Source organism: Cupriavidus pauculus (assembly GCF_022179805.1).
GTDB classification, from domain to species: domain Bacteria; phylum Pseudomonadota; class Gammaproteobacteria; order Burkholderiales; family Burkholderiaceae; genus Cupriavidus; species Cupriavidus pauculus_E.
Window position 1 is genome coordinate 206,281 of the sequence record NZ_BPUO01000007.1, and the last position, 24,833, is coordinate 231,113.

Genomic DNA, 24,833 nt, shown 5'->3' on the forward strand with positions numbered 1-24,833 from the left:
ACCATGAAACTCCAGTTCACCAAGATGCACGGCGCCGGCAACGATTTCATCGTGCTGGACGGCATTCACCAGAAGCTCGACCTGACCGACGCCCAATGGCGCGCGCTGGCCAGCCGTCATTTCGGCATCGGCGCCGACCAGATCCTGATCGTCGAGAAATCCGACCGCGACGACGTGGACTTCCGCTACCGCATCTTCAATTCGGATGGCGGCGAGGTGGAACATTGCGGCAACGGCGCCCGCTGCTTCGTCCGCTTTGTCACGGACAAGGGCATGACCGACAAGCGCTCGGTGCGCGTGGAAGTCATGAACGGCGTGATCACGCTGACGCTGCAGGACGACGGCCAGGTCACCGTGGACATGGGCGCCCCCGAGTTGACCCCGGCACGCGTACCGTTCGTCGCCGATGGCCTGCCCACGCGCACCGAGGGCAACGGCACGCTATACGGCCTGGAAGTGAACGGCCGCACCGAGTGGATTTCCGCCGTGTCGATGGGCAACCCGCACGCAGTGCAGATTGTTGATGACGTGGAGCAATTCCCGGTGCTGCAGGATGGCCCGGTGATCGAGCACCACAAGTCGTTCCCGAACCGCGTCAACGCCGGCTTCATGGCCATCGTCGATCGTCACACCATCAACCTGCGCGTATTCGAGCGCGGCGCCGGCGAAACGCTGGCCTGCGGCACGGGCGCCTGCGCCGCCGTGGTGGCCGGCATCCACCGCGGCCTGCTGGATTCGCCGGTCAAGGTGCATACGCATGGCGGCGATCTCAGCATCGCTTGGCAGGGCGTGGGCCAGTCAGTCCAGATGACCGGCCCGGCCACGACCGTGTTCGAAGGGTCGATTGACCTCGATCTGCTGAAGGCACACGCCTGAGCGCGCCGAGCGCGTGACAAGCATGCCCCGGTAACTGTCAGACGACCGCGCATTGACGGCGCGTGGCGCATGGCCGACCATGCTGGCTGGATGCCACGGTCAACGGGGAGCACGCATGACGCTGGACGATTTCCGTATCACTTCGGGCAAGCAGTTCAAGCTTGCCAGCTTCGACGCCGACAGCAAGCCGCTGTCCACGGGCAGCAAGGCCTCGGACAATGCCCACCTGGCCGAGCTGACCACCCAGCTCGATGCCGTGCAAGACATCTTCTACGCCGAGCACCAGCACAGGCTGCTGATCGTGCTGCAGGGCATGGATACCAGCGGCAAGGACGGCACGGTGCGCTCGGTCTTCCGCAGTTTCGATCCGCTGGGCGTGCGCGTGGCCAGTTTCAAGGCCCCCACAGCCGAAGAGCTCGCGCGCGACTATCTCTGGCGCGTACACGCGCAGGTGCCCCGCAACGGCGAGATCGTGATCTTCAATCGCAGCCACTACGAAGACGTGTTGATCACGCGCGTGCACGACTGGATCGACGACGCGGAGTGCAAACGGCGTTTCCGCCAGATCCGCGAGTTCGAGCAGATGCTGGTGGAAACCGGCACCACCGTCGTCAAGTGTTTCCTTCACATCTCGAAGGGCGAACAGAAGCAGCGGCTGGAGGAACGGATCGCCGATCCGCAGAAGCACTGGAAGTTCGACATGCAGGACCTGGCCGAGCGGAAATTCTGGAAGCAGTACCAGGAAGCCTACGAGGACGCCATCGCGGCCACGGCCACGCCAGAATGCCCGTGGTTCATCGTGCCGGCCGACTCGAAGAGCCATCGCAACCTGATGGTGGCGGAGATCCTCAAGGCGACGTTCGACAAGCTCAAGCCGGACTACCCGCCCGCCAAGCCGGAACTGGCCAAGGTCGTCGTCGATTGATGGCGCGGCCCTGGTGGCCGCTCAGCCTTCACTCTTCGCCGTTGCCGCGATGCACGTCGTGCGTGACGAACGGATGTTCGGCTGACGGCATGGCCAGCCAGTGCGGATGCTTGAGCGTGTCACGGATATCGTCGAGTCCGGTGGACCAATGCTCGTGCATCGTCAAAACGCCAAACTGGTAGTCCTTGGCGCTGCCCTCGAAGCTCTTGTCGCGGTAGATCAACTGGATCACGTTGCGCCGTGCGTCGCAGGCATGGTCGGCCGCGCGCTTGTACCAGGGCTCGTCGCGTTTGGACGGCGGCACCAGCGCCATCAGCTCGCTCAGCATGCGGCGGTAGTTCTGCTGTTCGCGCATGTAGTCGGTAATGGCGCGCGTGCGGCTGGAATACTGGATGTCCTTCTGGCGCTCGGCCACGTCCAGCAGGTTGTGCGGCAGCTTGCCGCGCGCGCTCCACAGGTCCACCTGGAAGATCAGCGCGTCGCGCCGGGGCTGGGCCGCCAGCACTTCCTGCAACGGCGTGTTCGACACCAGGCCGCCATCCCAGTAGTACTCGCCATCGATCTCGACGGCCGGAAATCCCGGGGGCAGCGCGCCCGACGCCATGAAGTGTTCAGCGCGCAGCGTCATGCGCGTATTGTCGAAGTACGCGAAATTGCCGGTGCGCACGTTGACCGCCCCCACCGACACCCGCATCTCCTTGGACCGGTTGACCCGGTCGAAATCGACAAAGCGTTCCAGCGTCGCCTTGAGCGGCGCGGTGTCGTAGTAGCTGGCGCTGCCCGGGTCGTCAAAGCGCGCCCATAGGTCAGTGATATTGCGCGGCGAGAAGAAGCCGCGCTGCCCTTCCAGCAGCGCGCGCGTGGCGTTGACGCCGTCGAACCAGATGCGCATTGGTTCCGGCCACATCGGCGCCGCCTCCGTCAGCAAGTCCAGCGGCAGGCCCGGCAGCCAGGGCTGCGCGCAGATGTATTCCCAGAACGCCCGCAGTTGCGCCACGCGCGTCTCGGGCGGATTGCCCGCGATAACCGCCGCGTTCAGCGCGCCAATCGATATCCCCGCCACCCAGTTCGGATGGATGCCGCCCTCGGCCAGCCCCTGGTAGACGCCGGCTTGGTACGACCCCAGCGCCCCTCCGCCCTGCAGGACCAGCGCGCGCACGGCATAGGCTTCGTGGGCAGGCCCCTTGTGTGGCGGCGCATCGGGAGCGCAGTGCTCGGCCGGTAGCGCCTTTTGCCTGGTCGTGGTGGATCGCTTCGCGCGGGCGGGCGTGGCCGCCTCGGGCGCCGAGCCCTGTGGTGGCGCGCCCTGCTCGCCAATCTCACGCTTGATCGCTGCCTGGTCCTGCCGCCGCTTTTCCGCCACGCCGTTGCTCCCTGGAAATGAAAACGGCCCCTGAGCGGGGCCGTTGCTACTGTCAGACGCCGTACTTCTGACGATAGGCAGCGACAGCGTCGCGCGAGTTCCCCAACGCCGGGTCCTGCGACGCATCCAGATACGCCAGCAGGTCCTTCAGCGAGGCGATGGCGATGACCGGCACGCCATATTCGCGTTGCACGTCCTGCACGGCCGAATGCGTGCCGATGTTGTCGGCGGTGCCGCTCTTTTCCATGCGGTCCAGCGCGATCAGCACGGCCGCCGGCTCGGCGCCCGCCGCGCGGATCATCTGCATGGACTCGCGCACCGAGGTGCCGGCCGAGATCACATCGTCGACGATCACCACCTTGCCCTGCAGCTTGGCGCCAACCAGCGTGCCGCCTTCGCCGTGGTCCTTGGCTTCCTTGCGATTGTAGGCAAACCCGACATCGCGGCCCATGCCGGCCAGCGCCACGGCCGTGGCGGATGCCAGCGTGATGCCCTTGTAGGCCGGTCCGAACAGCACATCGAACTGCAGCCCCGAGTTGATCAGGGTCTTCGCGTAGAATTGCGCCACCTGGCCCAGCATCGCGCCCTGGTTGAACAGGCCCGCGTTGAAGAAGTACGGCGACTTGCGGCCCGCCTTGGTCACGAATTCACCGAACGACAGCACGCCTGCGTCCAGTGCAAAGCGGATAAAGGTCTGGCTGAGGTCGCCCGGCGTCGTCTGCTGCGTCATCTTTTCTCTCTGAATTCAAAAATTTCCCGAGATGTTACGGATTATCAGCGCCAACCTCAACGGCATCCGCTCGGCCCACAAGAAGGGCTTCTTCGAATGGATGGGCAAGCAGGACGCCGACATGGTCTGCGTCCAGGAACTCAAGGCCCAGGAAGCCGACATGACCGAAGCGTTCCTGGCGCCTCACGGCTACCACGGCTTCTTCCACTATGCCGAGAAAAAGGGCTACAGCGGTGTCGGCCTGTACACCCGGCACAAGCCGGAACGCGTGGTCACGGGCTTCGGCTGCGCCGAGTTCGATGCCGAAGGCCGGTATGTCGAGGTGCAGTATCCGCACCTTGCGGTGATTTCGGTGTACGTGCCGTCGGGGTCCAGCGGCGAGGAACGCCAGGCCGCCAAGTTCCGCTTCATGGAAGCCTTCCTGCCCCACCTGCTGCAACTGAAGGCCACCGGACGCGAAATCGTGCTGTGCGGCGACGTCAACATCGCGCACAAGGAAATCGACATCAAGAACTGGAAGGGCAACCTCAAGAACTCCGGTTTCCTGCCCGAGGAACGCGCCTGGATCGGCGACCTGTTCGACACGCACGGCTACGTCGACGTCTTCCGCCAGCTCGACCCGCGCCCCGAGCAGTACACGTGGTGGAGCAACCGCGGCCAGGCCTATGCCAAGAACGTGGGGTGGCGCATCGATTACCACCTGACCACCGCCAAGATGGCCGCCACCGCCCGCGCCTGCTCGATCTACAAGGACGAGAAGTTCAGCGACCACGCACCGCTGTCGATCGACTACGACTTTCCGTTGTGAGGCGGGGTGGCGTTGGCGGAGCTCTGCCCGGGTTCCGCCAGCGCTGCGCTCACCAGCCTGTTGAACGATAGACAGCGGTCGTCCAGCCGCTCTTCTTCGTCTTAGTCGATCACGCCGCCGCCGCACAGTGGGCACCAGTCCCCGGCGACGTTCTCGATGATCATGGTTGCGGCCCCATACGTGCGCTTTAGATCACGGACACCCCGTGTCATCTCGACACCGCCGCACTCTGGACATTTCATTTTCGACACCTCCTGTTTTCAACGGCTAACCCCGCCAGACCGCCTCAGGCTTCTTTTCGCGTAAACCCTGCGTCCGGCCCCCAACCTCGCTACAATGCAGGTTCTCGTGCCCCCCCAGGACAGGAGACTTTTCGCATTCTTAAAAAGTGAGTCCGCCATGGTTTTCAAAGTGTTCGTCGATGGTCAGGAAGGCACCACCGGTCTCCGGCTGCTGGACTATCTGTCGGGTCGCTCCGATGTTGAGCTGCTGCGCATTGCCGATGACAAGCGCAAGGACCCGCAGGAGCGAGCACGCTTCCTGAACGCCTCGGACGTCTCTTTCCTGTGCCTGCCGGACGTGGCCTCGCGCGAGGCCGTGTCGCTGGTCACCAACCCCGACACCTGCGTAATCGACGCCAGCACGGCGTTCCGCACCGCTGACGACTGGGCCTACGGCTTGCCCGAGCTTGCTCGCGGCCAGCGCGAGAAGATTCGCGCCAGCAACCGCATCGCGGTTCCGGGCTGCCACGCCAGCGCCTTCGTGCTGGCCGTGCGCCCGCTGGTGGAAGCGGGCCTGATGCCAGCCAACTACCCGATCTCGGCGTTCTCGCTGACGGGCTACAGCGGCGGCGGCAAGTCGATGATTGCCGAGTTCGAAGCCGGCGGTAACCCCAAGCTCAACAGCCCGCGTCCGTACGCGCTGACCCTGGCGCACAAGCACCTGCCGGAAATGCGCGTGCAGGCCGGCCTGTCGCAGGCGCCGATCTTCAATCCGATCGTCGGCAACTTCCTGAAGGGCCTGTCCGTGACGGTGCCGGTATATCCGTCGCTGCTGTCGCGCAAGGCCGATGCCGAGGCCATCCTCGACATCTACCGCAAGCACTACGAAGGCGAGCAGTTCGTGCGCGTGCATCCGTTCAACAGCGATGCCAACCTCGACCACGGCTTCTTCGACGTGCAGGCGAGCAACGACACCAACCGCGTGGACCTGTTCGTGTTCGGCAACGAAGAACGCCTGAACCTGGTGGCGCGCCTGGACAACCTGGGCAAGGGTGCGGCCGGCGCGGCAGTACAGTGCATGAACGTGCGCATCGGTGCCGACGAGGCTACCGGCCTGAAGGCATAAGTCTTCCGGCGACAGGCCGGAAGCATCCGGCCCGCAACAAAAAACCGGCTCCATGGAGCCGGTTTTTTTACGTCCGCGGGTGTGCGGTGGTCGCGGGGCTACTTCAGCGGGCGCCTCATGTCTTCGTCCCCAGCATCCACCGGCGCTCCGCCCAGGCCGGCCATGTTGGCCTGGTGGGGGGCGAGCTTGTCCATCGGCATGTTCATGGACTTGGCGTACAGCGGCAGCACCTCTTTCATGTGCGCCTCCAGCACGGCAATGCGGCTGCGGCCCGACGGGTGGGTCGACGTGAACTCGTCGCCGGCCTGCAGGAACTTGCCCATTTTCTGCCAGAGGGTCACGGCGGCACGCGGGTCATAGCCGGCGCGGGCGGCGATATCCATGCCGATCAGGTCGGCCTCGGTCTCTTCCAGTCGGGAAAACCGCAGCGACAGCATCTTGGCGTTCGTGCCGATTTCCGTATTGCCGAGGTTGCCGAATCCGGTCAGCTGGGACACCACGTTGGCGCCCAGGTTCGAGATCTCGGCCTGCGCCGCGCGCTGGCGCGCATGCTCTTCCAGCGCGTGGGCGATCTCGTGGCCCATGACCACGGCCACTTCGTCGTCTGTCAGCTTGAGTTCGTCGAGCAGGCCGGTGTAGACGGCCATCTTGCCGCCGGGCATGCAGAACGCATTGATCTGCTTGGCGCGGATCAAGTTGATTTCCCACGGCCAGCGTCCGGCGCGGGGGTTCCAGAGCACCGTCTGGGGCAGCAGCCGGATACCGATCTCGCGCAGGCGCTGCACCTGCGGATCGTCGTCGTCCAGCAACGTATGCCGGGCGATGGCTTCCTGCTTGACCTGTTCGTACTCGCGCGCGGCCTGCTGATCGATGACATCCATCGGCACGATCTCGCGCACCTTTGAATAGCGTCGATCCACGCGCACGCCGTCTTCGGGGGCGGCCACCAGCGCCACTTCCTGCGCCAGCGCGGGCAGCGCCAGCAAGATGGCCACGGCGGCCAGCGTGACGCGCCGGAAGGACTTGCGCTTGGTCTCGGGCACGATGGGATTCACGAAAGGAGCTCGATGCGAAAGAAGTCGTGACAGGTTCGGGGGCAGCGCGAACGGTGATGCAATAATACACGCCAGCCTTGGCGCCACCCCATCATGAATTTCCATACCTATCTCGACATCTTCCGCAACCGCCGCATCGGCGCCATGCTGACGCTCGGATTTGCCTCGGGCCTGCCGCTGGCGCTGACGTCCGGCACGCTGCAGGCCTGGATGACCGTCGAAGGCCTCGACATCAAGACCATCGGCTTCTTCTCGCTGGTCGGCCAGGCCTACATCTTCAAGTTCCTGTGGGCGCCGCTGATGGACCGCTACACGCCGCCGCTGCTGGGCCGGCGGCGCGGCTGGTTGCTGGTGACGCAGTTGGGGCTGGTGGCCAGCATCGCGGCCATGGCGTTCTGCCCGCCGCAGCAGGCGCTCTGGACGCTAGCGGCGCTGGCCACGCTGGTCGCATTCCTGTCCGCGTCGCAGGACATCGTGTTCGATGCCTACAGTACCGATGTGCTGCGCCCGGCCGAACGCGGCGCCGGCGCGGCGGTCAAGGTTCTGGGCTACCGGCTGGCCATGCTGGTGTCCGGCGGATTGGCGCTGTATCTGGCCGATCGCGTGCTGGGCTGGTCGAACATGTACCTGCTCATGGCGGGGCTGATGGCCGTGGGGCTGCTGACGCTGTTCTGGGCGCCCGAGCCCGATGCGCCGACACGCGCGCCGCGCTCGCTGGAAGAAGCAGTGCTCGGGCCGCTGCGCGACTTCTTCGGACGCCAAGGCGCCTGGTGGCTGCTGCTTCTGATCGTGCTGTACAAGCTCGGCGATGCCTTTGCCGGCAGCCTGTCCACCACCTTCCTGATCCGTGGCCTGGGTTTCGATCCGGGCGAGGTCGGCATCGTCAACAAGACGCTGGGCCTGGCGGCCACCATCCTGGGCGCGCTGTTCGGTGGTTCGCTGATGGTCCGGCTGGGGCTGTACCGGTCACTGATGCTGTTCGGCATCCTGCAAGGCGTGTCGAACCTGGGCTACTGGATTCTCTCGGTCACGCCGCCGCACCTGTGGACCATGGCCGCCACCATCGCCGTGGAGAACATCTGCGGCGGCATGGGCACCGCCGCCTTCGTGGCGCTGCTGATGACCCTGTGCAACCGCTCGTTCTCGGCCACGCAGTACGCGCTGCTGTCCGCGCTGGCGTCGATCGGCCGGGTCTACGTGGGCCCGACCTCGGGCTACATGGTCGAAGCCTGGGGCTGGGCGCCCTTCTACCTGGGCACCGTCATTGCCGCCGTGCCCGGCGTGGCGCTGCTCTGGGCGATGCGCAATACCGTGCACCGCTACGAAGCCCAAGCGCGCGAACCGGCCGAAGCGGCCGTGGGGCGCCCGGCGTAAGTCATTCCTTGTAGTAGACGATCTGGTGCGACGTGGCCAGCAGCGCGCCGTCCGGGCTCCAGATCTCGGCGGTCTGGTCGAAGAATCCCTGGCGGAACACACGCGCCTGGGCGCTGCCCAGCACGTGGCGGTCGCCCAGCGCGGCCAGCGTGGCCACATCGGCATGGAAATAGGTGGTCAATGACACCGTGCCAGCCGGCACGAAGCCCGCGCGCTTGAGGAAGATGCGCGGGTAGAACGCGTCGCACCACGCAGCGATGGCGGCATAGTCGGGCGTGCGCGCCGGTTCGTCACGAATCCAGAACCGCGTCAGGCTGTCCGGGTTTTCGGTGCCCGGCGCGGCATTGGGCTTGGCGCCCTGCACGGCCCGCATGTCGTAGCTGCCGATCCATTTCACGGGCGCGAAGCCGCTCATCTTCGGCAGCGCGCCGGCGGCGGGCACATCGGGCATGCCGGCTTCCGCGCAATTCCATGTTTCGCGGCGTACGGCGAACACGGCGCTACCCGTGGTGGTGACTTCACCGTTCTGCAGCAGTTCCAGATGCCAGTGCTGGGTCGAGCGATTGGTGCGCGACGGGCGCGCGACAATCTCGAACGCGCCCTCGGCAATCGGCCCCGCAAAGTTCACGGTCAGCGCGCTAGGGTCGCCCAGCCGTTCCGGATGGATCAGCGCCGCCTGCAACATCGCTGCCGCCGTGGCGCCGCCAAACGGCCCGATCATGTTCCAGTAGGCCTGGCTGGTGTGTCCCCGGAAGCGGTGTTCGCCGGCGGGTTCCAGTTGCAGGGCGTGGTCGAGTGGATGCAGGGGCGCTTGCGTCATGGCGGGAGTTCAGGCGGAAAATCGCACGATCGTTCGGTAATTCACGTACGGTATGCCCGCCAGAGGCTTGCGTCAAGCTAGGGACACTCCAGTTCCGCCCTGCGGATCTCAGCTTGACGTCACGCGGTACACCGCCAGGCTGCCGCGCCAGTTGACGCCCCAGTTCACGGTGACGCCTTCGTGCATGACCACGCGGTCGAGTACCCGCAGGCCAACCTTCGGCGCCAGTTCCTCGAAATCGCTGATCGTCAGCACACGCACGTTCGGCGTGTTGTACCACTGGTAGGGCAACGACTCGGACACCGGCATGCGGCCCTGGAACACCGACAGCCGGTGCGGCCAGTAGCCAAAGTTCGGGAACGAGACGATGCACTCGCGGCCCACGCGTAGTGTGTCGCGCAGCACCTGGGCGGTGTTGTGGATGGTCTGCAGCGTCTGGGACAGGATCACCGTGTCGAAGCTCTGGTCTTCGAACAGCGCCAGGCCGCCTTCCAGGTTCTGCTGGATGACATCGACGCCCTTCTGCGCGCAGGCCAGTACTTCCTCGTCGCGGATCTCGATGCCATACGCTTTGACGTCCAGCTCGTCCTGCAGCACGCGCAGCAGGCTGCCGTCGCCGCAGCCGGCATCGAGCACCGTGGAATTCGGCTCGATCCAGCGGGCGATGGCGCGAAAGTCGGGGCGCAGCGCGAGGATATTGGGATTGGCGGCGGCGTTCATGCACCGATCTCCTCGGCAATGCGTTCGTAATAGGCGCGCATCAGGTTGTGATAGCGCGGGTCTTCCAGCAGGAAGGCGTCGTGGCCGTGCGGCGCGTCGATCTCGGCGTACGACACCTGCCGCTTGTTGTCGAGCAGCGCCTTGACGATCTCGCGGCTGCGGTTCGGCGCAAAGCGCCAGTCCGTGCTGAAGCTGACCACCAGGAATTTCGAGTGCGTCTGCGCCATGGCCCGGGTCAGGTCGCCCTGGAAGGCCAGCGCCGGGTCGAAGTAGTCGAGCGCACGCGTGATCAGCAGGTAGGTATTGGCGTCGAAGTACTCGGCGAACTTGTCGCCCTGGTAGCGCAGGTAGCTTTCCACCTGGAACTCGACGTCGAACGAAAAGCGGATGTCCTCGGCCTTCAGCGTGCGGCCAAATTTCTCGGCCATGTCCTCGTCGGACAGGTACGTGATATGGCCGATCATGCGCGCCACCCGCAGCCCGCGCTTGGGCTTGACGTTGTGCGCGTAGTAATTGCCGCCGTGGAAGTCGGGGTCAGACAGGATCGCGCTGCGCGCCACCTCGTTGAACGCGATGTTCTGCGCGGACAGCTTGGGCGTGGACGCCACCACGATGCAGTGGCGCAGGCGGTCCGGGTACATCAGGCTCCAGGCCAGCGCCTGCATGCCGCCCAGGCTGCCACCCATCACCGCAGCGAACTGCTCGATGCCGAAATGGTCGGCCACGCGCGCCTGCGCGTTGACCCAGTCTTCCACCGTCACCACCGGAAACAGCGCGCCGTAGGGCGTGCCGGTGGCCGGGTTGTTGCTCATCGGCCCGGTGGACCCGAAGCACGACCCCAGGTTGTTCACGCCGATGACGAAGAAGCGGTTGGTATCGAGCGGCTTGCCGGGGCCCACCATGTTGTCCCACCAGCCAATATCGCGCGGATTGTCGGCGGCGATACCAGCCACGTGGTGCGAGGCGTTAAGGGCGTGGCAGACCAGCACGGCGTTGCTGCGCGCGGCGTTGAGCGTGCCGTAGGTTTCGACCATCAGGTCGTAGCCGGCGAGCTGGCTGCCATTGCGCAGCTTCAGCGGTTCGGCGAAATGCAGGCACTGGGGGGTGACGACGCCGACGGAATCGGTCGGCACGTCGAGCACGCCAGCGGGAGGAGCGACATCGGTCATGGAGCAGGCCCGCGTCAAATCAGCAGGCGAAAAAAAACCCGACCGGCCAATGCGTTCAGCAGCCAAGTCGGGCTTTGCGCGGGAGTCCCGCGTGTCGATGCCGAAATGTGGATGATCCATCCGCGAGGCACCGACCCAACCTCTTTAGCCGCATTTATATTGGCAACCGGAGAGCTTTCTCCCATTGCCGCGCGCCCGCAAGCCAGTCATCAAATCGGCGCGACCCGCACATTATAGTGCAAAGCGCCGGTCGTGCTCGTGCGGCACGCCGGCGCGGGTTCCTTACCCCAGCAGCACGCGCAGTTGCGCGTCGATATTGTCGCTCGGCAGCTTGCGGAAACCGCTCCGCGCGTAGCGATGCCAGTGACCCTGCACGGTGGCCGTGATCAGCGCCACGCGGGCCGGGATATCGGCGTCGGCCGGAAACGCGGCCTGCGTGACGGCCATCTTCAGGCATTGGCGCATCGACGCCTCGATGCGGTCCATCATCTGGTTGATGCGTTCCTGCAGCCGCTCGTGCTCGCCCACCAGCGCCTCGCCGGTCAGCACGCGCGTCATGCCGGGGTTCTTCTCGGCAAATGTCAGCAGCATGCGCACGATGGCCTGCAACTGGCGCAGGCCGTGTTCTTCCTGCGTGGTGATCTGGTTGATCAGGCCGAATACCGTCTGCTCGATAAAGCCGATCAGCCCCTCGAACATCTGCGCCTTGCTGGCGAAATGGCGGTACAGCGCCGCCTCGGACACCGACAGCTTCGCGGCCAGCGCGGCCGTGGTGATCTTTTCCCCGCGCGGATGCTCGAGCATGCCGGCCAGCGTCTGCAGGATCTGGATGCGGCGTTCGCCCGGACGCGGGCGCTTGCGTGCCGGGGTCTCAGGCTCGATGGCCGATTGGGCTGGCATGAATGCCTCTGCCTCGCGAGCGATGGTTTGCGTCATGACCCGATTCTCCGCTTTTGTCTTAGGAGTTGATGCATCAATTGTACTTTTATGTCCACATATCCCGGTCGATTCACCACGCGCGCACGCATTCTGCGCCCCTGATCGGGCTGCATCTGTGGCGCCGTTGCCGCAGTTGTCCTATCAACCGAGGGATCCTGGTTCTCCGCGGCCACCATCGTCACCGACCGTTCCTGGGTGGCGTGGCTGGCGTGCTGCCGGTCTTCGGCGGCCAGCGTGGACCGAGTGGCGGCATCGCGCGCCGCCCCGTCCGGGGCCGGTACCACGTGCGGGCGCGACGGCGCCAGCGTCCGCAGGAAACCGGTCACCCACGCGGTGCGGATGCCCGTGCCCGCATAGTGCTTGAGGTGCGAAACCGTATCCTCCACCAGCACCACGCGGTGCGCCGCCACGCCAGTCTGCGCCAGCAGGCGGCGCAGCATGCGCCGATCGGGCTTCGGGCGCAAATGGCCGTGCACCCACATGTCCTCGATGGCCACCACGCGCTCGAAGCACCGGTCGATGCCGGCCACCGCCATCACCGCGTGCGCGTAGTCGCGCGGCGCGTTGGTGACCAGGATCTTGCGGCCGGGCAGCCGGCGCAGCGCCGCCGCCAGGCCACGGCGCACGCGCACCATGTCGGCCAGTTCGGGAAAATCGTGCGCCGCGCGCAGGAAGTCTGCCGCGTCCACGCCGTGATGCCGGATCATGCCCAGCAGCGTGGCGCCATAGCGTTGCCAGTAGTCCACGCGCACCCGGCTGGCCGTGGCCTCGTCGCAGCCCAGCACGCGCGCCACATAGGCGGTCATCGACCGGTTGATGGCCGGAAAGATCGCGTGCGAGGCGTCGTGCAGCGTGTTGTCCAGATCGAACAGCCACAGCGTCTGGCCCGAGGCATCGCCCACCGCGCCGCGCAGCAGGTGCCGGCGCGGACGGTGGATGGCACCGGGCGCGGACGAAAGGCGGCGTGCGCGATCCCTGCCGCGACGCTGGGTGGGCTGTCTGATAAACACGCGTGGATTGTGAACCTGAATGGGGAAGAAGACCGGGAACCCGCGAAAACGGGCGGGTTCCCTGGATGGCGCGCTCAGTGCGAGCGGATCATCGTGCCGAAGGCCTGCTCGGTCAGGATTTCCAGCAGCAGCGAGTGCTCGATGCGGCCGTCGATGATGTGAACCGAATGCACGCCGCTCTTGGCGGCGTCGAGCGCGGACGAGATCTTGGGCAGCATGCCGCCCGAAATCGTGCCGTCGGCGAACAGTTCCTCGATCTCGCGCGCGGACAGGTCGGTCAGCAGATTGCCCTTCTTGTCCATCACGCCCGGGATGTTCGTCATCATGACGAGCTTCTCGGCCTTGAGGATCTCGGCCATCTTGCCGGCCACGACGTCGGCGTTGATGTTGTACGCCTGACCGTCGTCGGAGAAGCCGATCGGCGAGATCACCGGGATGAACGCGTCATCCTGCAGCGCCTTCACCACGGCCGGGTTGATCGCCTCGATATCGCCCACGTAGCCGATATCGATGAAGGTGCCGGGGTTCTCGCGGTCGGGCATCTGCAGGCGCTTGGCGCGGATCAGGCCGCCGTCCTTGCCGGTCAGGCCCACGGCCTGGCCACCGTATTGGTTGATCAGCATGACGATGTCCTGCTGGACTTCGCCGCCGAGCACCCATTCCACCACTTCCATGGTTTCCTCGTCGGTGACGCGCATGCCCTGGATGAAAGTGCCGACCTTGCCGACCTTCTTCAGTGCCTCGTCGATCTGCGGGCCGCCGCCGTGGACCACCACGGGGTTCATGCCGACAAGTTTCAAAAGGATCACGTCGCGCGCAAAGCCGTGCTTGAGCTTTTCCTCGGTCATCGCATTGCCGCCGTACTTGACCACAATGGTCTTGCCGTGGAACTTGCGGATGTAAGGGAGCGCCTCGGCAAGGATTTCAGCCTTGAGGGAGGGGGCGATGGCCGCTACCGTGGTGGTGGCAGGCCCAGGATTGTCAGCGTTCATGGCTTCGGACATTCCGTGTGATCTGGAGCAGGTATCATGACGAACCGTACGCCGGATAAGGCGATACGGGGCGAGCCGCCATTGCGGGCAGGCGCCGATTCTACAAGAAACCGGCGGCGGTATTGCAATCGCGGCAACGCAACAAGGATACACGCCATGACTGATCCGTCGACGATCCAGGCCGGCCGGCTGCGCCCCGTGGACCATTGCAGCGCGTGCGGCGCCGCGTTCGTCTGCGGATACGCGGCCGGACTGCCCGAATGCTGGTGCGCCAGCCTGCCGCTGCTGCCGGCGCGCCAGATCGTCCCGGGCCAGCATTGCCTCTGCCCGGCATGTCTGAAACGTCGTCAGGCTGAGACACCTCTCAATTTGCCGTGAAAATTTTCGCGCCTGCGTTCCGCGAATGACAAAACGGACGCAGTCCGGTTTAACATTCGCGACATGAATAGCCTACGCGGAATCGACCTCAACCTGCTGGTGGTGCTGGAAGCGCTGCTGGCCGAACGCCATATCTCGCGCGCCGCGCTGCGGCTGCAGCTGAGTCAGCCGGCCGTGAGCCATTCGCTGGCGCGGCTGCGGCAGTTGCTGGACGACCCGTTGCTGGTGCGCGGTCAGGGCGGGCTGGTGTTGACGCCACGCGCCCACGAGCTGACCGGCCCGCTGGCCGAGGCGCTGGCGCAGGTGCGGATCCTGCTGGGCCCGGGCGGCTTCCAGCCGGCCACGGCACGTCGCACGTTCCGCCTGGCGATGTCCGACTACGGCGCGCTCGTGGTGCTGCCCCGGCTGTTGCGTGCCTTGCGCCGCGCGGCGCCCAGTATCGACCTGGTCGTCACGCAGGCCAGCCGCGAGACGATGACCGCGCTGATTGCCGATGGCCAGTTGGATGTGGCGTTGGGTGCCTTTGCCTTCGAACCCGAGGGGGTGCGCACGGCGGTGCTGTTCGACGACGATTTCGCCTGCGCGGTGGATGCGGCCACGGTGCGCGACACCGGCCGGCTCGATCACGTGGCCTACCTGGCCCGATCGCACGTGCTGGTCACGGCGGCCACGGAGCGTAGCGAGGCCATCGACGCCGCCGTGACCCGGCTGGGCGGCCGGCGCAAGATCGCCTGCTCGGTGCCGCACTGGAGCGTGGCCCCGGCGCTGATCGTCGGCACGAACATGGTGCTGACCACGGCCCGGCGCAGCCTGGAGGCGCTGGCCGACACCCGCCTGGCCATCTTCGAGGCACCGTTCACGATTCCAGGCTTCACCTACAGCATGATCTGGCCCGAGAAGGCCGACGCCGACCCGGGCCATACCTGGCTGCGCGACCGTGTGCGCGAAGCCACGACCACAGCCGACGCAGACGCCGATGCGGCCGCCATCAGCCTGCGCGGCTGAGCGGGGCTGCGCGAGTCCTTAGTCTTAGTGCTTGTGGTCCATGTTGTGCCCGGCGTGCCCGCCGGACGCGGCGGCGGACGCCGTCACATCGCGCACCTGGGCCTTGACGGTCTGCTCCGTCACCTTGCCGTTCTGCTCGAACTTCAGCGTCAGCGGCACGGTATCGCCAGCCTTGAGCTGCTGCTTCAGGCCCATCAGCATCACGTGGTAGCCGCCCGGCTTCAGTTGCACGTCCTGCATCTTCGGCAGGTCCAGCGACGGAATCTGGCGCATGCGCATCACGTCGTTGTCCATCTTCATCTCGTGAATCTCGGCCGTGGCCACCGGCGACGACACGCCGACCAGCTTGGCGGCCTCGTGCGCATGGATCGTCATGAACGCGCCGGAAGCGGTCTGCGCCGGCACCGTGCCGCGCACCCAGGCGTCACTGACGTCGACCTGCGCCATGGCGTTGGCGCTGGCCAGCAGCCCGGCCAGGCCAAGGGTGACGATGGAAGCGGCGCGTGCCGCACGGACTTTGGCTTGCATTGGGAACATCTCCACGAATTGGCTCACGAGTGGGCCCGACAGGGGCTATAGCAAATAGCAGGGCGCCAATTAAACCATGGCGCGGACCATGGCGCGCGACGCTGCCCGGCCGCCATGTGGGCCGATAGTCTGGCAGGGCCCTGCACGGCCCAGAATGCGGCACGGTGTCGCACGCCGGGCACCCCGCCCAAGCATTGCTACACTGCCGCCATGCATGCATCCCTAGACCTGACTCCCAGCCCGCTGCCGGCCATCTTCGGCATGCCGGCGCAACGCCACAGCCTGGTCAGCCTGCGCCGCCTTTGCTGGCTGCGCTGGGCACTGCTGGCCGGCCAGGCCATGCTGCTGGTGTCATGCGAATCGGCCGCCGGCATCATGCTGCCGTACAAACCGCTGCTGCTGCTGTTCTCGATCCAGGCCGCATTCAACCTGTACACGGTGGCGCGGCTGCGCTGGCATGCCCTGCGCGCGACGATGCCCGGCGACGGCGAGCTGATGGTGCAGATGATGGTGGACCTCACCGCGCTGTCGGCCATCCTGTTCTACACAGGCGGGGCCACCAATCCGTTCGTGTCGTTCTACCTGCCGGGCCTGGCGATTGCCGCGGCCATCCTGCCGTGGCGGCTGGTTGGGGTGCTGGCCGTGTACGCGCTGTCCTGCTATTCGCTGCTGCTGCTCGAATACGTGCCGCTGCACCTGCACAACCCCGACAACGCGGTGAACTATCACCTGGCCGGGATGTGGCTCAATTTCGTGGCCAGCGCGGTGATGATCGCGTTCTTCGTGGCGCGGCTGTCCAATGTGCTGCGCCAGCGCGATGCCCAGCTCAACCAGGCCCGCGAACTGCTGCTGCGCGAGGCCCGCGCCGAAGCGCTCAACGACCAGGCCGCCGCGGTGGCGCACGAAATCGGCACGCCGCTGGCCACGTTGGCCGTGATCGCCGGCGAACTGCGCGCCGATGCCGAGGACGCGCGGCGCGGCAATACCACCGTGGCCGGCTACCTGCCCGACCTGCGCACGATGGAACAGCAGCTCGAACTTTGCCGCTCGATCCTGGCGCGTCTGCGCGAGGACCACCAGACGTTGGCCCCGCAGCGCATCGACGCCTGGATCGCACCGTTCGTCGAACGCTGGCAGTTGCGCCATCCGCAGGCCAGCCTGCAGGCGCAGGTGTCGCCCGATGCGGGCGCGCAGCCCGTGGATACGGCACGCGTGAGCCAGATCCTGACCATCGTGCTGGACAACGCCGCGCGCAGCCAGCAGACCGACGCCGGCAACCCCGACCTGGCCCCGCCGCTGTCCCTGACGGTGTCGCGTGAAGGCGAGGCACTGGTCTGGCGTGTGACCGATCACGGCGGCGGCATCGCGCCCGCCCTGCGCGCGCAGTTGGGCGAAGCGCCTGTCGCCAGCAGCCACGGCGGCCAGGGCATCGGGCTGTATCTGGCGCAAAGCGCGGCGCGCCAACTGGGGGGCGGGCTGGCATGGCTCGACAACCCCGCCGGCGGCACGGTGACCGAACTGCGCCTGCCCCTGGCCGGAACGGCCGGCTACCTCAATATCGCTCCCTCCGGATTTCAACCGTAATGACCGACCTTTCCGCCGATCCGCGCGTGGCCGCGGCCGATGCCACGCCCTTTCTGGTGATCGATGACGACGAGGTGTTTTCCGGCACGCTGGCCCGCGCGCTGACGCGCCGGGGCTATGCCGTGCAGGTGGCCCACAACGGCGCCAGTGCGCTGTCGCTGGCGGCCAAGACGCCGTTTGCCTATGTCACGCTGGACCTGCATCTGGGCCCGCCACCCGAGACCAGCGGCACCGCCGCGGCCGAATCGGGGCTGCATCTGGTGGCGCCGCTGCGTCAGGCATTGCCCGATGCGCGGATCCTGGTGCTGACCGGCTACGCGAGTATCGCCACGGCAGTGGCGGCGGTGAAGCAGGGTGCGGACGAATACCTGGCCAAGCCGGCCAACGTCGATTCGATCCTGACCGCGCTGATGGCGGGGGTTTCGGAAGAGGCTGCCGAAGCCGCGCTGGAGGAGCCGATGCCGCTATCGGTGGCCCGGCTCGAGTGGGAGCACATCCAGCGGGTGCTTACGGAACACGGTGGCAATATTTCGGCCACGGCGCGCGCGCTGAACATGCATCGGCGCACGTTGCAGCGCAAGCTGGGCAAGCGCCCGGTGTCGCGCTGACTGGCAGGGAAGGCTCAGAGGCGAAGCTGGACGTAGTCCCAGCCGAGGTCGTCGTCGCCAACGTCCGCTACGCCCGAGGCATCGGCCATGCGCACGGCGTCGGTGGCGTGGCGATCGGCCAGCGTCACCAGCGCGCCCGACGCCATCGCGGTAGCGGCCACGACGGCACGGCGCTCGGTCTGGTCCGCCTTGGCGACAGCAGGCACTGCGGCGGCATGGGCATTCGTCACCACGTCGGGACGGATGCAGAGAAATACGGTGGCGGCGGTAATGGCGCCCACCACGGCGGCGGTGGCCATGGCCACCCGGCGCTTGCGCACCCGGTTGCTCTTGAAGAAGGTTGTACGCACGGCTGAGACTCCCGGTAGGTGTTTGTGCAGGATGCGGTGGCTCCCGCATCGGTCCATTCGACCAACAAGGTGCGCAAGGGTCTCATTTCCCCCGGGGGCGGCGCCAGTGTGCTTACCAATGCTTACCAGGCTTACGGGTGTGACATCGGAGGCCTGGCATTTGAAACACCCATGACGCACTGGCGCCGGACGCGCGCCGCTGCGGCACCACGTCGCACCTCGACGCCGGGGGCGCAAAGTTAGACTGGCGCACTTCCCTACCCGCCAATCTGCCCATCCGCGTCATGATCTCGCGCTTCCTCGTCGCCGCCTTGCTGGCCGCCACCACCTCCCTGGCCTCTGCCCATATCGTCTTCGAACAGAAACAGGCGCCTGCCGGCAGCTACTTCAAGGGCGTGCTGATGGTGGGCCATGGCTGCAACGGCAGCGCCACCAAATCGGTCACTGTGACGATTCCCGACGCCGTGCAGGGTGCCCATCCGCAGCCCAAGCCCGGCTGGAAGCTCGACGTGCAGCGCGCGAAGCTGGCAAAGCCGTACACCTCGCACGGCAAGACCGTGGAGGACGATGTGCGCACGATCCGCTGGTACGGCAATACGCTGGCCGACCAACATTTCGATGAATTCCGCCTGCTGATGAAGCTGCCCGAGCAGGGCGGCAAGCTGTACTTCCCTGTGGTGCAGGAGTGCGAGGACGGCAAGTCGGAATGGACACAGATTCCGGCCGAAGGCCAGAACCCGCGCGAACTGAAGTCGCCGGCGCCAGCCATCGACGTCATCGCGCCTGCCGGCGATGCCCACGCGGGTCACGTCCACTGAGCAGGCAGCCAGAACGAAAAAAGGCCGGACGATCGTCCGGCCTTTTTTTATCGCGACTTCCGCAGTCTTACAGCACGTAGCGCGACAGGTCCTCGTTGCCAGCCAGGTCTGCCAGGCGCTGGTCGACGTAGGCGGCATCGATCGTCACGGTTTCGCCCGACGACTTGGTGGCATGGAACGACAGGTCTTCGAGCAGCCGCTCCATCACCGTGTACAGGCGACGGGCACCGATGTTCTCGACCTTCTCGTTCACCGAGAACGCGATCTCGGCCAGGCGGCGGATGCCGTCCGGCGCGAACTGCAGCTCCACTTCCTCGGTCTTCAGCAGCGCCTGGTACTGCTTGGTCAGGCTGGCGTCCGTCTGCGTGAGGATGGCCTCGAAGTCCTGCACCGACAGCGACTCCAGCTCAACACGGATCGGGAACCGGCCCTGCAGCTCGGGAATCAGGTCGCTCGGCTTGGACAGGTGGAACGCGCCCGATGCGATGAACAGGATGTGGTCGGTCTTGATCATCCCGTACTTCGTATTGACGGTAGTGCCTTCCACCAACGGCAGCAGGTCGCGCTGCACGCCCTGGCGCGACACCTCGCCACCGCCCACGTCGCTGCGGCTAGCGATCTTGTCGATCTCGTCCAGGAACACGATGCCGTTCTGCTCCACGTTGGCAATCGCCTTGTGCTTGAGCTCTTCCTCGTTCAGCAGCTTGGCGGCCTCTTCGTCGATCAGCAGCTTGAAGGCTTCCTTCACCTTCATCTTGCGGCGCGCCTTCTTGCCCTGGCCCAGACCCGCGAACATGGTGCGGATCTGCTCGGTCATGTCTTCCATGCCCGGCGGGCCCATGATGTCCATGCTCGGCATGCCGGCGGCCACTTCGAGTTCGATGTCCTTGTCATCGAGCGAACCCTCGCGCAGCTTCTTGCGGAATACCTGGCGCGTGTTCGAGTCCTTGTCTTCCTGCTGCTGGAACCCGATGTCGCGCGGCGGCGGCAGCAGTACGTCGAGCAGGCGATCCTCGGCGGCGTCCTCTGCCTTGGTGCGCACCTTCTTCATTTCCGATTCGCGCGTCTGCTTGACGGCCATCTCGGCCAGGTCGCGCACGATCGTGTCCACGTCGCGGCCCACGTAGCCCACTTCCGTGAACTTGGTGGCCTCGATCTTGATGAACGGCGCATCGGCCAGCTTGGCCAGGCGGCGCGCGATCTCGGTCTTGCCCACGCCCGTGGGTCCGATCATCAGGATGTTCTTCGGCGTGATTTCCTGGCGCAGGGGCTCGGCCACCTGCTGGCGGCGCCAGCGGTTGCGCAGCGCCACGGCAACGGCTTTCTTGGCCTTGTTCTGGCCGATGATGTGCTTGTCGAGTTCGGAAACGATTTCCGACGGGGTCATGGTTTGCGACATGGGAATCCGTTGGCGCGTCAGTCGAGGGTTTCGATGACGAAGTTGGTGTTCGTATAGATGCAGAGCTCGCCGGCAATGGTCAGGGCCTTCTCGACCACGTCGCGCGGTGCCAGTTCAGTGTTCTCGATCAGCGCCTTGGCCGCCGATTGCGCGTACGCGCCGCCCGAGCCGATGGCCGCGATGCCGCCCTCGGGGTCCAGCACGTCGCCGTTGCCGGTGATTACCAGCGTGGTGTCTTTGTCAGCCGTGATCAGCATGGCTTCCAGGCGGCGCAGCGCGCGGTCCGAGCGCCAGTCCTTGGCCAAGTCCACGGCGGCACGGGTCAGGTTGCCCTGGTATTTCTCGAGCTTGGCCTCGAAGCGGTCGAGCAGCGAAAACGCGTCGGCCGTGCTGCCGGCAAACCCCACCAGCACCTTGCCGTTGTAGATGCGCCGGACCTTGCGGGCCGTCCCCTTCATCACGATATTTCCGAGCGTGACCTGGCCGTCACCGCCCAGCGCGACCTGATTGCCGCGGCGGACGCTGACGATGGTGGTGCCGTGATACTGTTCCATGGTGCCTTTGCGTGAGAGGTGTCAGCCGGGTAGGTGGCGCCACATGAGCGGCTTTCAAGAGCCGGCCATTGCCGGCAACGGTCTTCCAATATAGGAAATTGCCGAGCCGACGATTCGGACCGGCGCACCTCGCCACGGTTCCGGCCCCGCCCCACCCCGCCCGCTGGCGGCGCCGCAAAAGAAAAAGGCCACGCGCAATGCGTGGCCTTCTCGGCACCGGGTCTGCCCCCGGCACATCTGTTTAATACGCTCAGTCGGCGTACACACCTGCCTTCTTGATCACCGGCGTCCACTTGTTGATTTCGGACGTCAGGAACGTGCGCAGCGAATCAGGCGTGGCGCGCTGTGCCGGCACCGCTTCGGCGCCCAGCTCGGCCATCTTGGCGCGGAAGGTCGGGTCCTGCACCGACTTCTGCAGCGCGGCCGACAGCTTGTCGATGATCGGCTTCGGCGTGCCCTTGGGCGCGTACATGGCGTGCCAGATCTTCACTTCCACGCCCGGCAGACCCTGCTCGGCCGCGGTCGGGATGTCCTTGAACGCTTCCACGCGGCGCGACTGCATGGCCGCGTACGGCTTCAGCGCGCCTGCCTTCAGCTGGCCGGCGATGTTGGTGGTCTGGTCGCACATCAGGTTGACCTGGCCGCCGAGGATGTCGGTCAGCGCCGGGGCGGTGCCCTTGTACGGCACGGTGGTCAGTTCGGTCTGGATGGCGCTCTGGAACAGCAGGCCGCACAGGTGCGAGGCCGAGCCGATACCGGCGTTGGCCAGCGACAGCTTGGCGGCGTTGGCCTTGATGTACGGAATCAGATCCTTGAACGTGGCCGGCGGCAGTTGCTTGTTGCCGACCATCACCATCGGCACGTCAGCCACTTCGCCCACCATCTCGAAGTCCTTCAGCGGATCGAAGCCCAGGTTGCGATACAGCGCCGGGGCCGTGGACATGCCGATGTGGTGGATCAGAATCGTGTAGCCATCGCCCTTAGACTGCGCCACTTTCTTGGCGCCGATGGTGCCGCCGGCACCGCCCAGGTTCTCGATCACGATCGTCGTGCCCAGGTGCTTGGACATGATCATGGTCAGTTCGCGCGCCACCTTGTCGGTGGGGCCACCCGCCGCAAACGGCACCACCGCCTGCACCGGCTTGCCGCCCGGGTATTCCTGCGCCTGCGCTCCCGTGAAGGCACCCACGCCGGCCACTGCCAGCGCAGCTGCGATATGCATTGCAACTCGTTTCATTACGTCTCTCCTGTTCCCTCTGGGATTCCCGTTCCAACGCCGCGCATGCCGCCGGAGTCGCGCATTTTTGCGCACGCCGATCGCGTGGATCCATATATGGAAAACGCGGTGACCATCGGCACGATGTATAGGTGGTATGCAGCGCCAAACCCCGCCGACAGGCGGAGCCGGAGGTGGATGTTAGCAACGCAAAACAAGCGGCAGGTATAGGGGCTAACCCGTGAGAAAGTGGCGTTTATTACGAGATTGCAACGAAACTGAGCGTTTCCTCCAGAGCGTTCGGCAAAGGCTCCTGCAAGGCCGGGTTGCCGCATGGAAAAACCCTGCTTGTGCAACTGAATTGCAACTCGCTGGGGCCTATGGTTAAATCCCCGGCATGACCCGCCCCACTCTCCATCCGGATGCCGCGCCGGCGTCTGGCGACGCAGCCATCGCCAGCCTGGACGAGGCACAGTCGCGCCTGCGCCAGCTTGGCGCGCGCGTGACGCAGCCGCGCGTGACCATCCTGGCGTGCCTGATCGACGCCGAGGCGCCGCTGACGCACCAGGCCGTGATCGACCGCCTGCCTGCCGATGGGGACGTGGATCGCGTGACCGTGTACCGGGTGCTGGACTGGCTGGTGGAACAGGGCCTGGCGCAGAAGCGCGCCGGCAACGACCGCGTGTTCCGCTTCACGCTGGTGGAGCACGAGGCGGCGCGGGCCGAAGTCCATCGCCAGCACAGCCACTTTCATTGCACGCGCTGCGACCGCACGTTCTGCCTGGAGACGGCCGGGAAATCCGTGGCGCCCAAGGTGCCGAGCGGATTCGCGGTCGAGCACGTCGAACTGACCGTCAACGGCGTCTGCGCGGAATGCGGCAGGGTCGGCGGCCCCACCGGCGACCACTGAACCCAAACGGCGATCCCGATTTTTTCCGGCTCTTTCCTGCGATTCATTCGGAGCAGAACAATATGTCCAAACTGATTCCGGTCACGATCCTGACCGGCTTCCTCGGCAGCGGCAAGACCACGCTGCTCAAGCGCATCCTCCACGAACAGCACGGCATGAAGATCGCCGTGATCGAGAACGAGTTCGGCGAGGAGAACATCGACAACGAGATCCTGGTGCAGGACGGGCGCGAGCAGATCGTGCAGATGAGCAACGGCTGCATCTGCTGCACGATCCGTGGCGACCTGGTGCAGGCCCTGTCGGACCTGATCACCCAGCGCGACGAAGGCAAGTTCGACTTCGACCGCGTGGTGATCGAGACCACGGGCGTGGCCAATCCGGGCCCCGTGGCGCAGACGTTCTTCATGGACGAGGAAATCGCGTCGCGCTACCTGCTGGACGCCGTGATCACGCTGGTCGATGCCAAGCACGGCAACATGCAGCTCGACAAGCAAGAGGAAGCGCAGCGCCAGGTGGGCTTTGCCGACGCGATCTTCATCACCAAGTCGGATCTGGTGGACGCGGCCAACGTGGACGACCTGCGCCACCGCCTCCAGCATATGAATGCACGCGCGCCGATCCGTACGGCCAACTTTGGCGAAACGCCGATCGATACGATCTTCGACCTGCGCGGCTTCAACCTCAATGAAAAGCTGGAGATCGATCCGGACTTCCTGCGCGCGGACGAACACGACCACGCGCACGAGCACGGCGAGCACTGCGCCGACGACTGTGGCCACGACCATGGCCACGATCACGACCATGCGCACGACCACGGCCATGGCCACGCGCACGATCACCACCATCACCACCACCATACCGACCGCATCGCGTCGTTCGTCTTCCGCAGCGACAAGCCGTTCCACTACGGCAAGCTGGAGGAATTTCTGTCGGGCATCCTGTCGGTGTACGGCGAGAAGCTGCTGCGCTACAAGGGCGTGCTCTATATGGAAGGCGTGGACCGCAAGGTGGTGTTCCAGGGCGTGCACCAACTCATGGGCAGCGACATCGGCGCCAAGTGGGAAGACGAGACTCCGGGCACCAAGATGGTCTTCATCGGCGTGGACCTGCCGCGCGACGCAATTCTGAAGGGCCTGGCCGCCTGCCTGGCCTGATTTGGCTCCAGGTGCGCCCGCCGCCGCTTGCGCGGCCGGGCGCCAACCTACCCCCGCCAGCGCCCGCTACCCTCCCCTTGGGTGGCAATATCGGGAAAACTCCTGTCTCTTGTCGGTCTTTCTCCCATATCTCCTAAAAATTTGTTCAAGTACAATAGGCCGGATTTGATACGGGCGGCGCACCTCTGGGCGCGGCCGGTA

The 24,833-nt window shown here is 65.7% G+C and carries 27 protein-coding genes; 12 read left to right on the forward strand and 15 right to left on the reverse strand.

The window, feature by feature from the left end; genetic code table 11:
* Window positions 1-3 precede the first annotated feature (3 nt).
* Window positions 4-876 carry a diaminopimelate epimerase gene (gene dapF / locus MFF62_RS16260; RefSeq protein WP_238264154.1) on the forward strand — a complete coding sequence of 291 codons (873 nt, stop codon included), beginning with the start codon at window positions 4-6 and terminating at the stop codon, window positions 874-876.
* A 115-nt stretch (window positions 877-991) separates the two neighbouring features.
* Window positions 992-1,801, forward strand: coding sequence for a polyphosphate kinase 2 family protein (locus MFF62_RS16265; protein ID WP_238264155.1), 810 nt, complete (start codon window positions 992-994; stop codon window positions 1,799-1,801).
* A 28-nt stretch (window positions 1,802-1,829) separates the two neighbouring features.
* Here MFF62_RS16265 and MFF62_RS16270 read toward each other — a convergent pair whose 3' ends face one another.
* Both MFF62_RS16270 and pyrE read right to left on the reverse strand, forming a co-directional pair.
* The gene (locus tag MFF62_RS16270) at window positions 1,830-3,164 is read right to left on the reverse strand and encodes a DUF3734 domain-containing protein (RefSeq protein WP_238264156.1); all 1,335 of its coding nucleotides are present in this window, start codon (window positions 3,162-3,164) and stop codon (window positions 1,830-1,832) included.
* Between the two features lie 52 nt (window positions 3,165-3,216).
* Complete coding sequence (pyrE, locus tag MFF62_RS16275; protein WP_238264157.1) at window positions 3,217-3,894, reverse strand: orotate phosphoribosyltransferase; 678 nt, start codon at window positions 3,892-3,894, stop codon at window positions 3,217-3,219.
* A gap of 31 nt (window positions 3,895-3,925) precedes the next feature.
* Here pyrE and MFF62_RS16280 point away from each other — a divergent pair, with 31 nt between their 5' ends.
* A complete protein-coding gene (locus tag MFF62_RS16280; RefSeq protein ID WP_238264158.1) occupies window positions 3,926-4,702 on the forward strand; it encodes an exodeoxyribonuclease III in 777 nt (258 codons plus the stop codon).
* A gap of 101 nt (window positions 4,703-4,803) precedes the next feature.
* Here the strand turns inward: MFF62_RS16280 and MFF62_RS30900 are convergent, their stop codons facing one another.
* Entirely contained in the window at window positions 4,804-4,944 is a 141-nt protein-coding gene (locus MFF62_RS30900) for a type II toxin-antitoxin system MqsA family antitoxin (protein ID WP_404990764.1), read from the reverse strand.
* A gap of 157 nt (window positions 4,945-5,101) precedes the next feature.
* Here MFF62_RS30900 and argC point away from each other — a divergent pair, with 157 nt between their 5' ends.
* Window positions 5,102-6,049: an N-acetyl-gamma-glutamyl-phosphate reductase gene (argC, locus tag MFF62_RS16285; RefSeq protein ID WP_238264159.1), complete on the forward strand. Its 948-nt coding sequence runs from the start codon at window positions 5,102-5,104 to the stop codon at window positions 6,047-6,049.
* A 98-nt stretch (window positions 6,050-6,147) separates the two neighbouring features.
* On the opposite strand, the gene MFF62_RS16290 is transcribed toward argC, so the two are convergent.
* Window positions 6,148-7,104 (reverse strand): M48 family metallopeptidase, encoded by a 957-nt coding sequence (locus tag MFF62_RS16290; RefSeq protein WP_238264160.1) that lies wholly within the window; start codon window positions 7,102-7,104, stop codon window positions 6,148-6,150.
* 93 nt (window positions 7,105-7,197) lie between these two features.
* Here MFF62_RS16290 and MFF62_RS16295 point away from each other — a divergent pair, with 93 nt between their 5' ends.
* Window positions 7,198-8,478 carry a muropeptide transporter gene (locus MFF62_RS16295; RefSeq protein WP_238264161.1) on the forward strand — a complete coding sequence of 427 codons (1,281 nt, stop codon included), beginning with the start codon at window positions 7,198-7,200 and terminating at the stop codon, window positions 8,476-8,478.
* A 1-nt stretch (window position 8,479) separates the two neighbouring features.
* Here the strand turns inward: MFF62_RS16295 and MFF62_RS16300 are convergent, their stop codons facing one another.
* The 6 genes from MFF62_RS16300 to argB form a co-directional block, all read right to left on the reverse strand.
* Entirely contained in the window at window positions 8,480-9,298 is an 819-nt protein-coding gene (locus MFF62_RS16300; RefSeq protein ID WP_238264162.1) for an acyl-CoA thioesterase, read from the reverse strand.
* A gap of 108 nt (window positions 9,299-9,406) precedes the next feature.
* Window positions 9,407-10,018: a methionine biosynthesis protein MetW gene (gene metW / locus MFF62_RS16305; protein WP_238264163.1), complete on the reverse strand. Its 612-nt coding sequence runs from the start codon at window positions 10,016-10,018 to the stop codon at window positions 9,407-9,409.
* Entirely contained in the window at window positions 10,015-11,187 is a 1,173-nt protein-coding gene (metX, locus tag MFF62_RS16310; RefSeq protein WP_238264164.1) for a homoserine O-succinyltransferase MetX, read from the reverse strand. The genes metW and metX overlap by 4 nt, the downstream gene beginning before the upstream one ends.
* Window positions 11,188-11,469: 282 nt before the next feature.
* Entirely contained in the window at window positions 11,470-12,123 is a 654-nt protein-coding gene (gene slmA, locus MFF62_RS16315) for a nucleoid occlusion factor SlmA (RefSeq protein ID WP_238264165.1), read from the reverse strand.
* Window positions 12,120-13,136, reverse strand: a complete 1,017-nt coding sequence (locus tag MFF62_RS16320; RefSeq protein ID WP_404990765.1) for a pyrimidine 5'-nucleotidase — start codon at window positions 13,134-13,136, stop codon at window positions 12,120-12,122. Before MFF62_RS16320 ends, slmA begins: the two co-directional genes overlap by 4 nt.
* A gap of 74 nt (window positions 13,137-13,210) precedes the next feature.
* Window positions 13,211-14,128: an acetylglutamate kinase gene (argB, locus tag MFF62_RS16325; RefSeq protein WP_238264166.1), complete on the reverse strand. Its 918-nt coding sequence runs from the start codon at window positions 14,126-14,128 to the stop codon at window positions 13,211-13,213.
* Window positions 14,129-14,284: 156 nt separating this feature from the next.
* Here argB and MFF62_RS16330 point away from each other — a divergent pair, with 156 nt between their 5' ends.
* Both MFF62_RS16330 and MFF62_RS16335 read left to right on the forward strand, forming a co-directional pair.
* A complete protein-coding gene (locus MFF62_RS16330) occupies window positions 14,285-14,506 on the forward strand; it encodes a cysteine-rich CWC family protein (RefSeq protein ID WP_238264167.1) in 222 nt (73 codons plus the stop codon).
* A 63-nt stretch (window positions 14,507-14,569) separates the two neighbouring features.
* Entirely contained in the window at window positions 14,570-15,511 is a 942-nt protein-coding gene (locus tag MFF62_RS16335) for a LysR family transcriptional regulator (protein ID WP_238264168.1), read from the forward strand.
* A 24-nt stretch (window positions 15,512-15,535) separates the two neighbouring features.
* On the opposite strand, the gene MFF62_RS16340 is transcribed toward MFF62_RS16335, so the two are convergent.
* Window positions 15,536-16,039 (reverse strand): copper chaperone PCu(A)C, encoded by a 504-nt coding sequence (locus MFF62_RS16340; protein ID WP_238264169.1) that lies wholly within the window; start codon window positions 16,037-16,039, stop codon window positions 15,536-15,538.
* Between the two features lie 210 nt (window positions 16,040-16,249).
* On the opposite strand from MFF62_RS16340, the gene MFF62_RS16345 reads away from it, so the two are divergent.
* Both MFF62_RS16345 and MFF62_RS16350 read left to right on the forward strand, forming a co-directional pair.
* Window positions 16,250-17,623, forward strand: a complete 1,374-nt coding sequence (locus MFF62_RS16345) for an ATP-binding protein (RefSeq protein ID WP_404990766.1) — start codon at window positions 16,250-16,252, stop codon at window positions 17,621-17,623.
* Window positions 17,623-18,231, forward strand: a complete 609-nt coding sequence (locus tag MFF62_RS16350) for a response regulator transcription factor (protein WP_238264170.1) — start codon at window positions 17,623-17,625, stop codon at window positions 18,229-18,231. Before MFF62_RS16345 ends, MFF62_RS16350 begins: the two co-directional genes overlap by 1 nt.
* Window positions 18,232-18,245: 14 nt before the next feature.
* Here the strand turns inward: MFF62_RS16350 and MFF62_RS16355 are convergent, their stop codons facing one another.
* Window positions 18,246-18,581 carry a hypothetical protein gene (locus tag MFF62_RS16355; protein WP_309295907.1) on the reverse strand — a complete coding sequence of 112 codons (336 nt, stop codon included), beginning with the start codon at window positions 18,579-18,581 and terminating at the stop codon, window positions 18,246-18,248.
* Window positions 18,582-18,865: 284 nt separating this feature from the next.
* Between MFF62_RS16355 and MFF62_RS16360 the strand changes: the two genes are divergently transcribed.
* Window positions 18,866-19,399 (forward strand): YcnI family copper-binding membrane protein, encoded by a 534-nt coding sequence (locus tag MFF62_RS16360; RefSeq protein WP_238264171.1) that lies wholly within the window; start codon window positions 18,866-18,868, stop codon window positions 19,397-19,399.
* Between the two features lie 67 nt (window positions 19,400-19,466).
* Here MFF62_RS16360 and hslU read toward each other — a convergent pair whose 3' ends face one another.
* The 3 genes from hslU to MFF62_RS16375 form a co-directional block, all read right to left on the reverse strand.
* On the reverse strand, window positions 19,467-20,798 hold the full coding sequence (hslU, locus tag MFF62_RS16365) for an ATP-dependent protease ATPase subunit HslU (RefSeq protein ID WP_238264172.1): 1,332 nt from the start codon (window positions 20,796-20,798) through the stop codon (window positions 19,467-19,469).
* A 17-nt stretch (window positions 20,799-20,815) separates the two neighbouring features.
* Window positions 20,816-21,352, reverse strand: a complete 537-nt coding sequence (hslV, locus tag MFF62_RS16370) for an ATP-dependent protease subunit HslV (protein ID WP_238264173.1) — start codon at window positions 21,350-21,352, stop codon at window positions 20,816-20,818.
* Window positions 21,353-21,602: 250 nt separating this feature from the next.
* Window positions 21,603-22,589: a tripartite tricarboxylate transporter substrate-binding protein gene (locus MFF62_RS16375; RefSeq protein ID WP_238264174.1), complete on the reverse strand. Its 987-nt coding sequence runs from the start codon at window positions 22,587-22,589 to the stop codon at window positions 21,603-21,605.
* Window positions 22,590-22,965: 376 nt separating this feature from the next.
* Between MFF62_RS16375 and MFF62_RS16380 the strand changes: the two genes are divergently transcribed.
* The gene (locus tag MFF62_RS16380) at window positions 22,966-23,478 is read left to right on the forward strand and encodes a Fur family transcriptional regulator (RefSeq protein WP_238264175.1); all 513 of its coding nucleotides are present in this window, start codon (window positions 22,966-22,968) and stop codon (window positions 23,476-23,478) included.
* A gap of 62 nt (window positions 23,479-23,540) precedes the next feature.
* Window positions 23,541-24,632, forward strand: a complete 1,092-nt coding sequence (locus tag MFF62_RS16385) for a CobW family GTP-binding protein (RefSeq protein ID WP_238264176.1) — start codon at window positions 23,541-23,543, stop codon at window positions 24,630-24,632.
* Window positions 24,633-24,833 lie beyond the last annotated feature (201 nt).

Excerpts from the sequence above, each read along its gene's own strand:
- dapF (WP_238264154.1), top strand. The coding sequence starts at position 4 with ATGAAACTCCAGTTCACCAAGATGCACGGCGCCGGCAACGATTTCATC.
- MFF62_RS16265 (WP_238264155.1), top strand. The coding sequence starts at position 992 with ATGACGCTGGACGATTTCCGTATCACTTCGGGCAAGCAGTTCAAGCTT.
- pyrE (WP_238264157.1), bottom strand. The coding sequence starts at position 3,894 with ATGACGCAGCAGACGACGCCGGGCGACCTCAGCCAGACCTTTATCCGC.
- MFF62_RS16280 (WP_238264158.1), top strand. The coding sequence starts at position 3,926 with ATGTTACGGATTATCAGCGCCAACCTCAACGGCATCCGCTCGGCCCAC.
- MFF62_RS30900 (WP_404990764.1), bottom strand. The coding sequence starts at position 4,944 with ATGAAATGTCCAGAGTGCGGCGGTGTCGAGATGACACGGGGTGTCCGT.
- argC (WP_238264159.1), top strand. The coding sequence starts at position 5,102 with ATGGTTTTCAAAGTGTTCGTCGATGGTCAGGAAGGCACCACCGGTCTC.
- MFF62_RS16295 (WP_238264161.1), top strand. The coding sequence starts at position 7,198 with ATGAATTTCCATACCTATCTCGACATCTTCCGCAACCGCCGCATCGGC.
- MFF62_RS16300 (WP_238264162.1), bottom strand. The coding sequence starts at position 9,298 with ATGACGCAAGCGCCCCTGCATCCACTCGACCACGCCCTGCAACTGGAA.
- metW (WP_238264163.1), bottom strand. The coding sequence starts at position 10,018 with ATGAACGCCGCCGCCAATCCCAATATCCTCGCGCTGCGCCCCGACTTT.
- metX (WP_238264164.1), bottom strand. The coding sequence starts at position 11,187 with ATGACCGATGTCGCTCCTCCCGCTGGCGTGCTCGACGTGCCGACCGAT.
- slmA (WP_238264165.1), bottom strand. The coding sequence starts at position 12,123 with ATGACGCAAACCATCGCTCGCGAGGCAGAGGCATTCATGCCAGCCCAA.
- argB (WP_238264166.1), bottom strand. The coding sequence starts at position 14,128 with ATGAACGCTGACAATCCTGGGCCTGCCACCACCACGGTAGCGGCCATC.
- MFF62_RS16330 (WP_238264167.1), top strand. The coding sequence starts at position 14,285 with ATGACTGATCCGTCGACGATCCAGGCCGGCCGGCTGCGCCCCGTGGAC.
- MFF62_RS16335 (WP_238264168.1), top strand. The coding sequence starts at position 14,570 with ATGAATAGCCTACGCGGAATCGACCTCAACCTGCTGGTGGTGCTGGAA.
- MFF62_RS16340 (WP_238264169.1), bottom strand. The coding sequence starts at position 16,039 with ATGCAAGCCAAAGTCCGTGCGGCACGCGCCGCTTCCATCGTCACCCTT.
- MFF62_RS16345 (WP_404990766.1), top strand. The coding sequence starts at position 16,250 with ATGCATGCATCCCTAGACCTGACTCCCAGCCCGCTGCCGGCCATCTTC.
- MFF62_RS16350 (WP_238264170.1), top strand. The coding sequence starts at position 17,623 with ATGACCGACCTTTCCGCCGATCCGCGCGTGGCCGCGGCCGATGCCACG.
- MFF62_RS16360 (WP_238264171.1), top strand. The coding sequence starts at position 18,866 with ATGATCTCGCGCTTCCTCGTCGCCGCCTTGCTGGCCGCCACCACCTCC.
- hslU (WP_238264172.1), bottom strand. The coding sequence starts at position 20,798 with ATGTCGCAAACCATGACCCCGTCGGAAATCGTTTCCGAACTCGACAAG.
- hslV (WP_238264173.1), bottom strand. The coding sequence starts at position 21,352 with ATGGAACAGTATCACGGCACCACCATCGTCAGCGTCCGCCGCGGCAAT.
- MFF62_RS16375 (WP_238264174.1), bottom strand. The coding sequence starts at position 22,589 with ATGAAACGAGTTGCAATGCATATCGCAGCTGCGCTGGCAGTGGCCGGC.
- MFF62_RS16380 (WP_238264175.1), top strand. The coding sequence starts at position 22,966 with ATGACCCGCCCCACTCTCCATCCGGATGCCGCGCCGGCGTCTGGCGAC.
- MFF62_RS16385 (WP_238264176.1), top strand. The coding sequence starts at position 23,541 with ATGTCCAAACTGATTCCGGTCACGATCCTGACCGGCTTCCTCGGCAGC.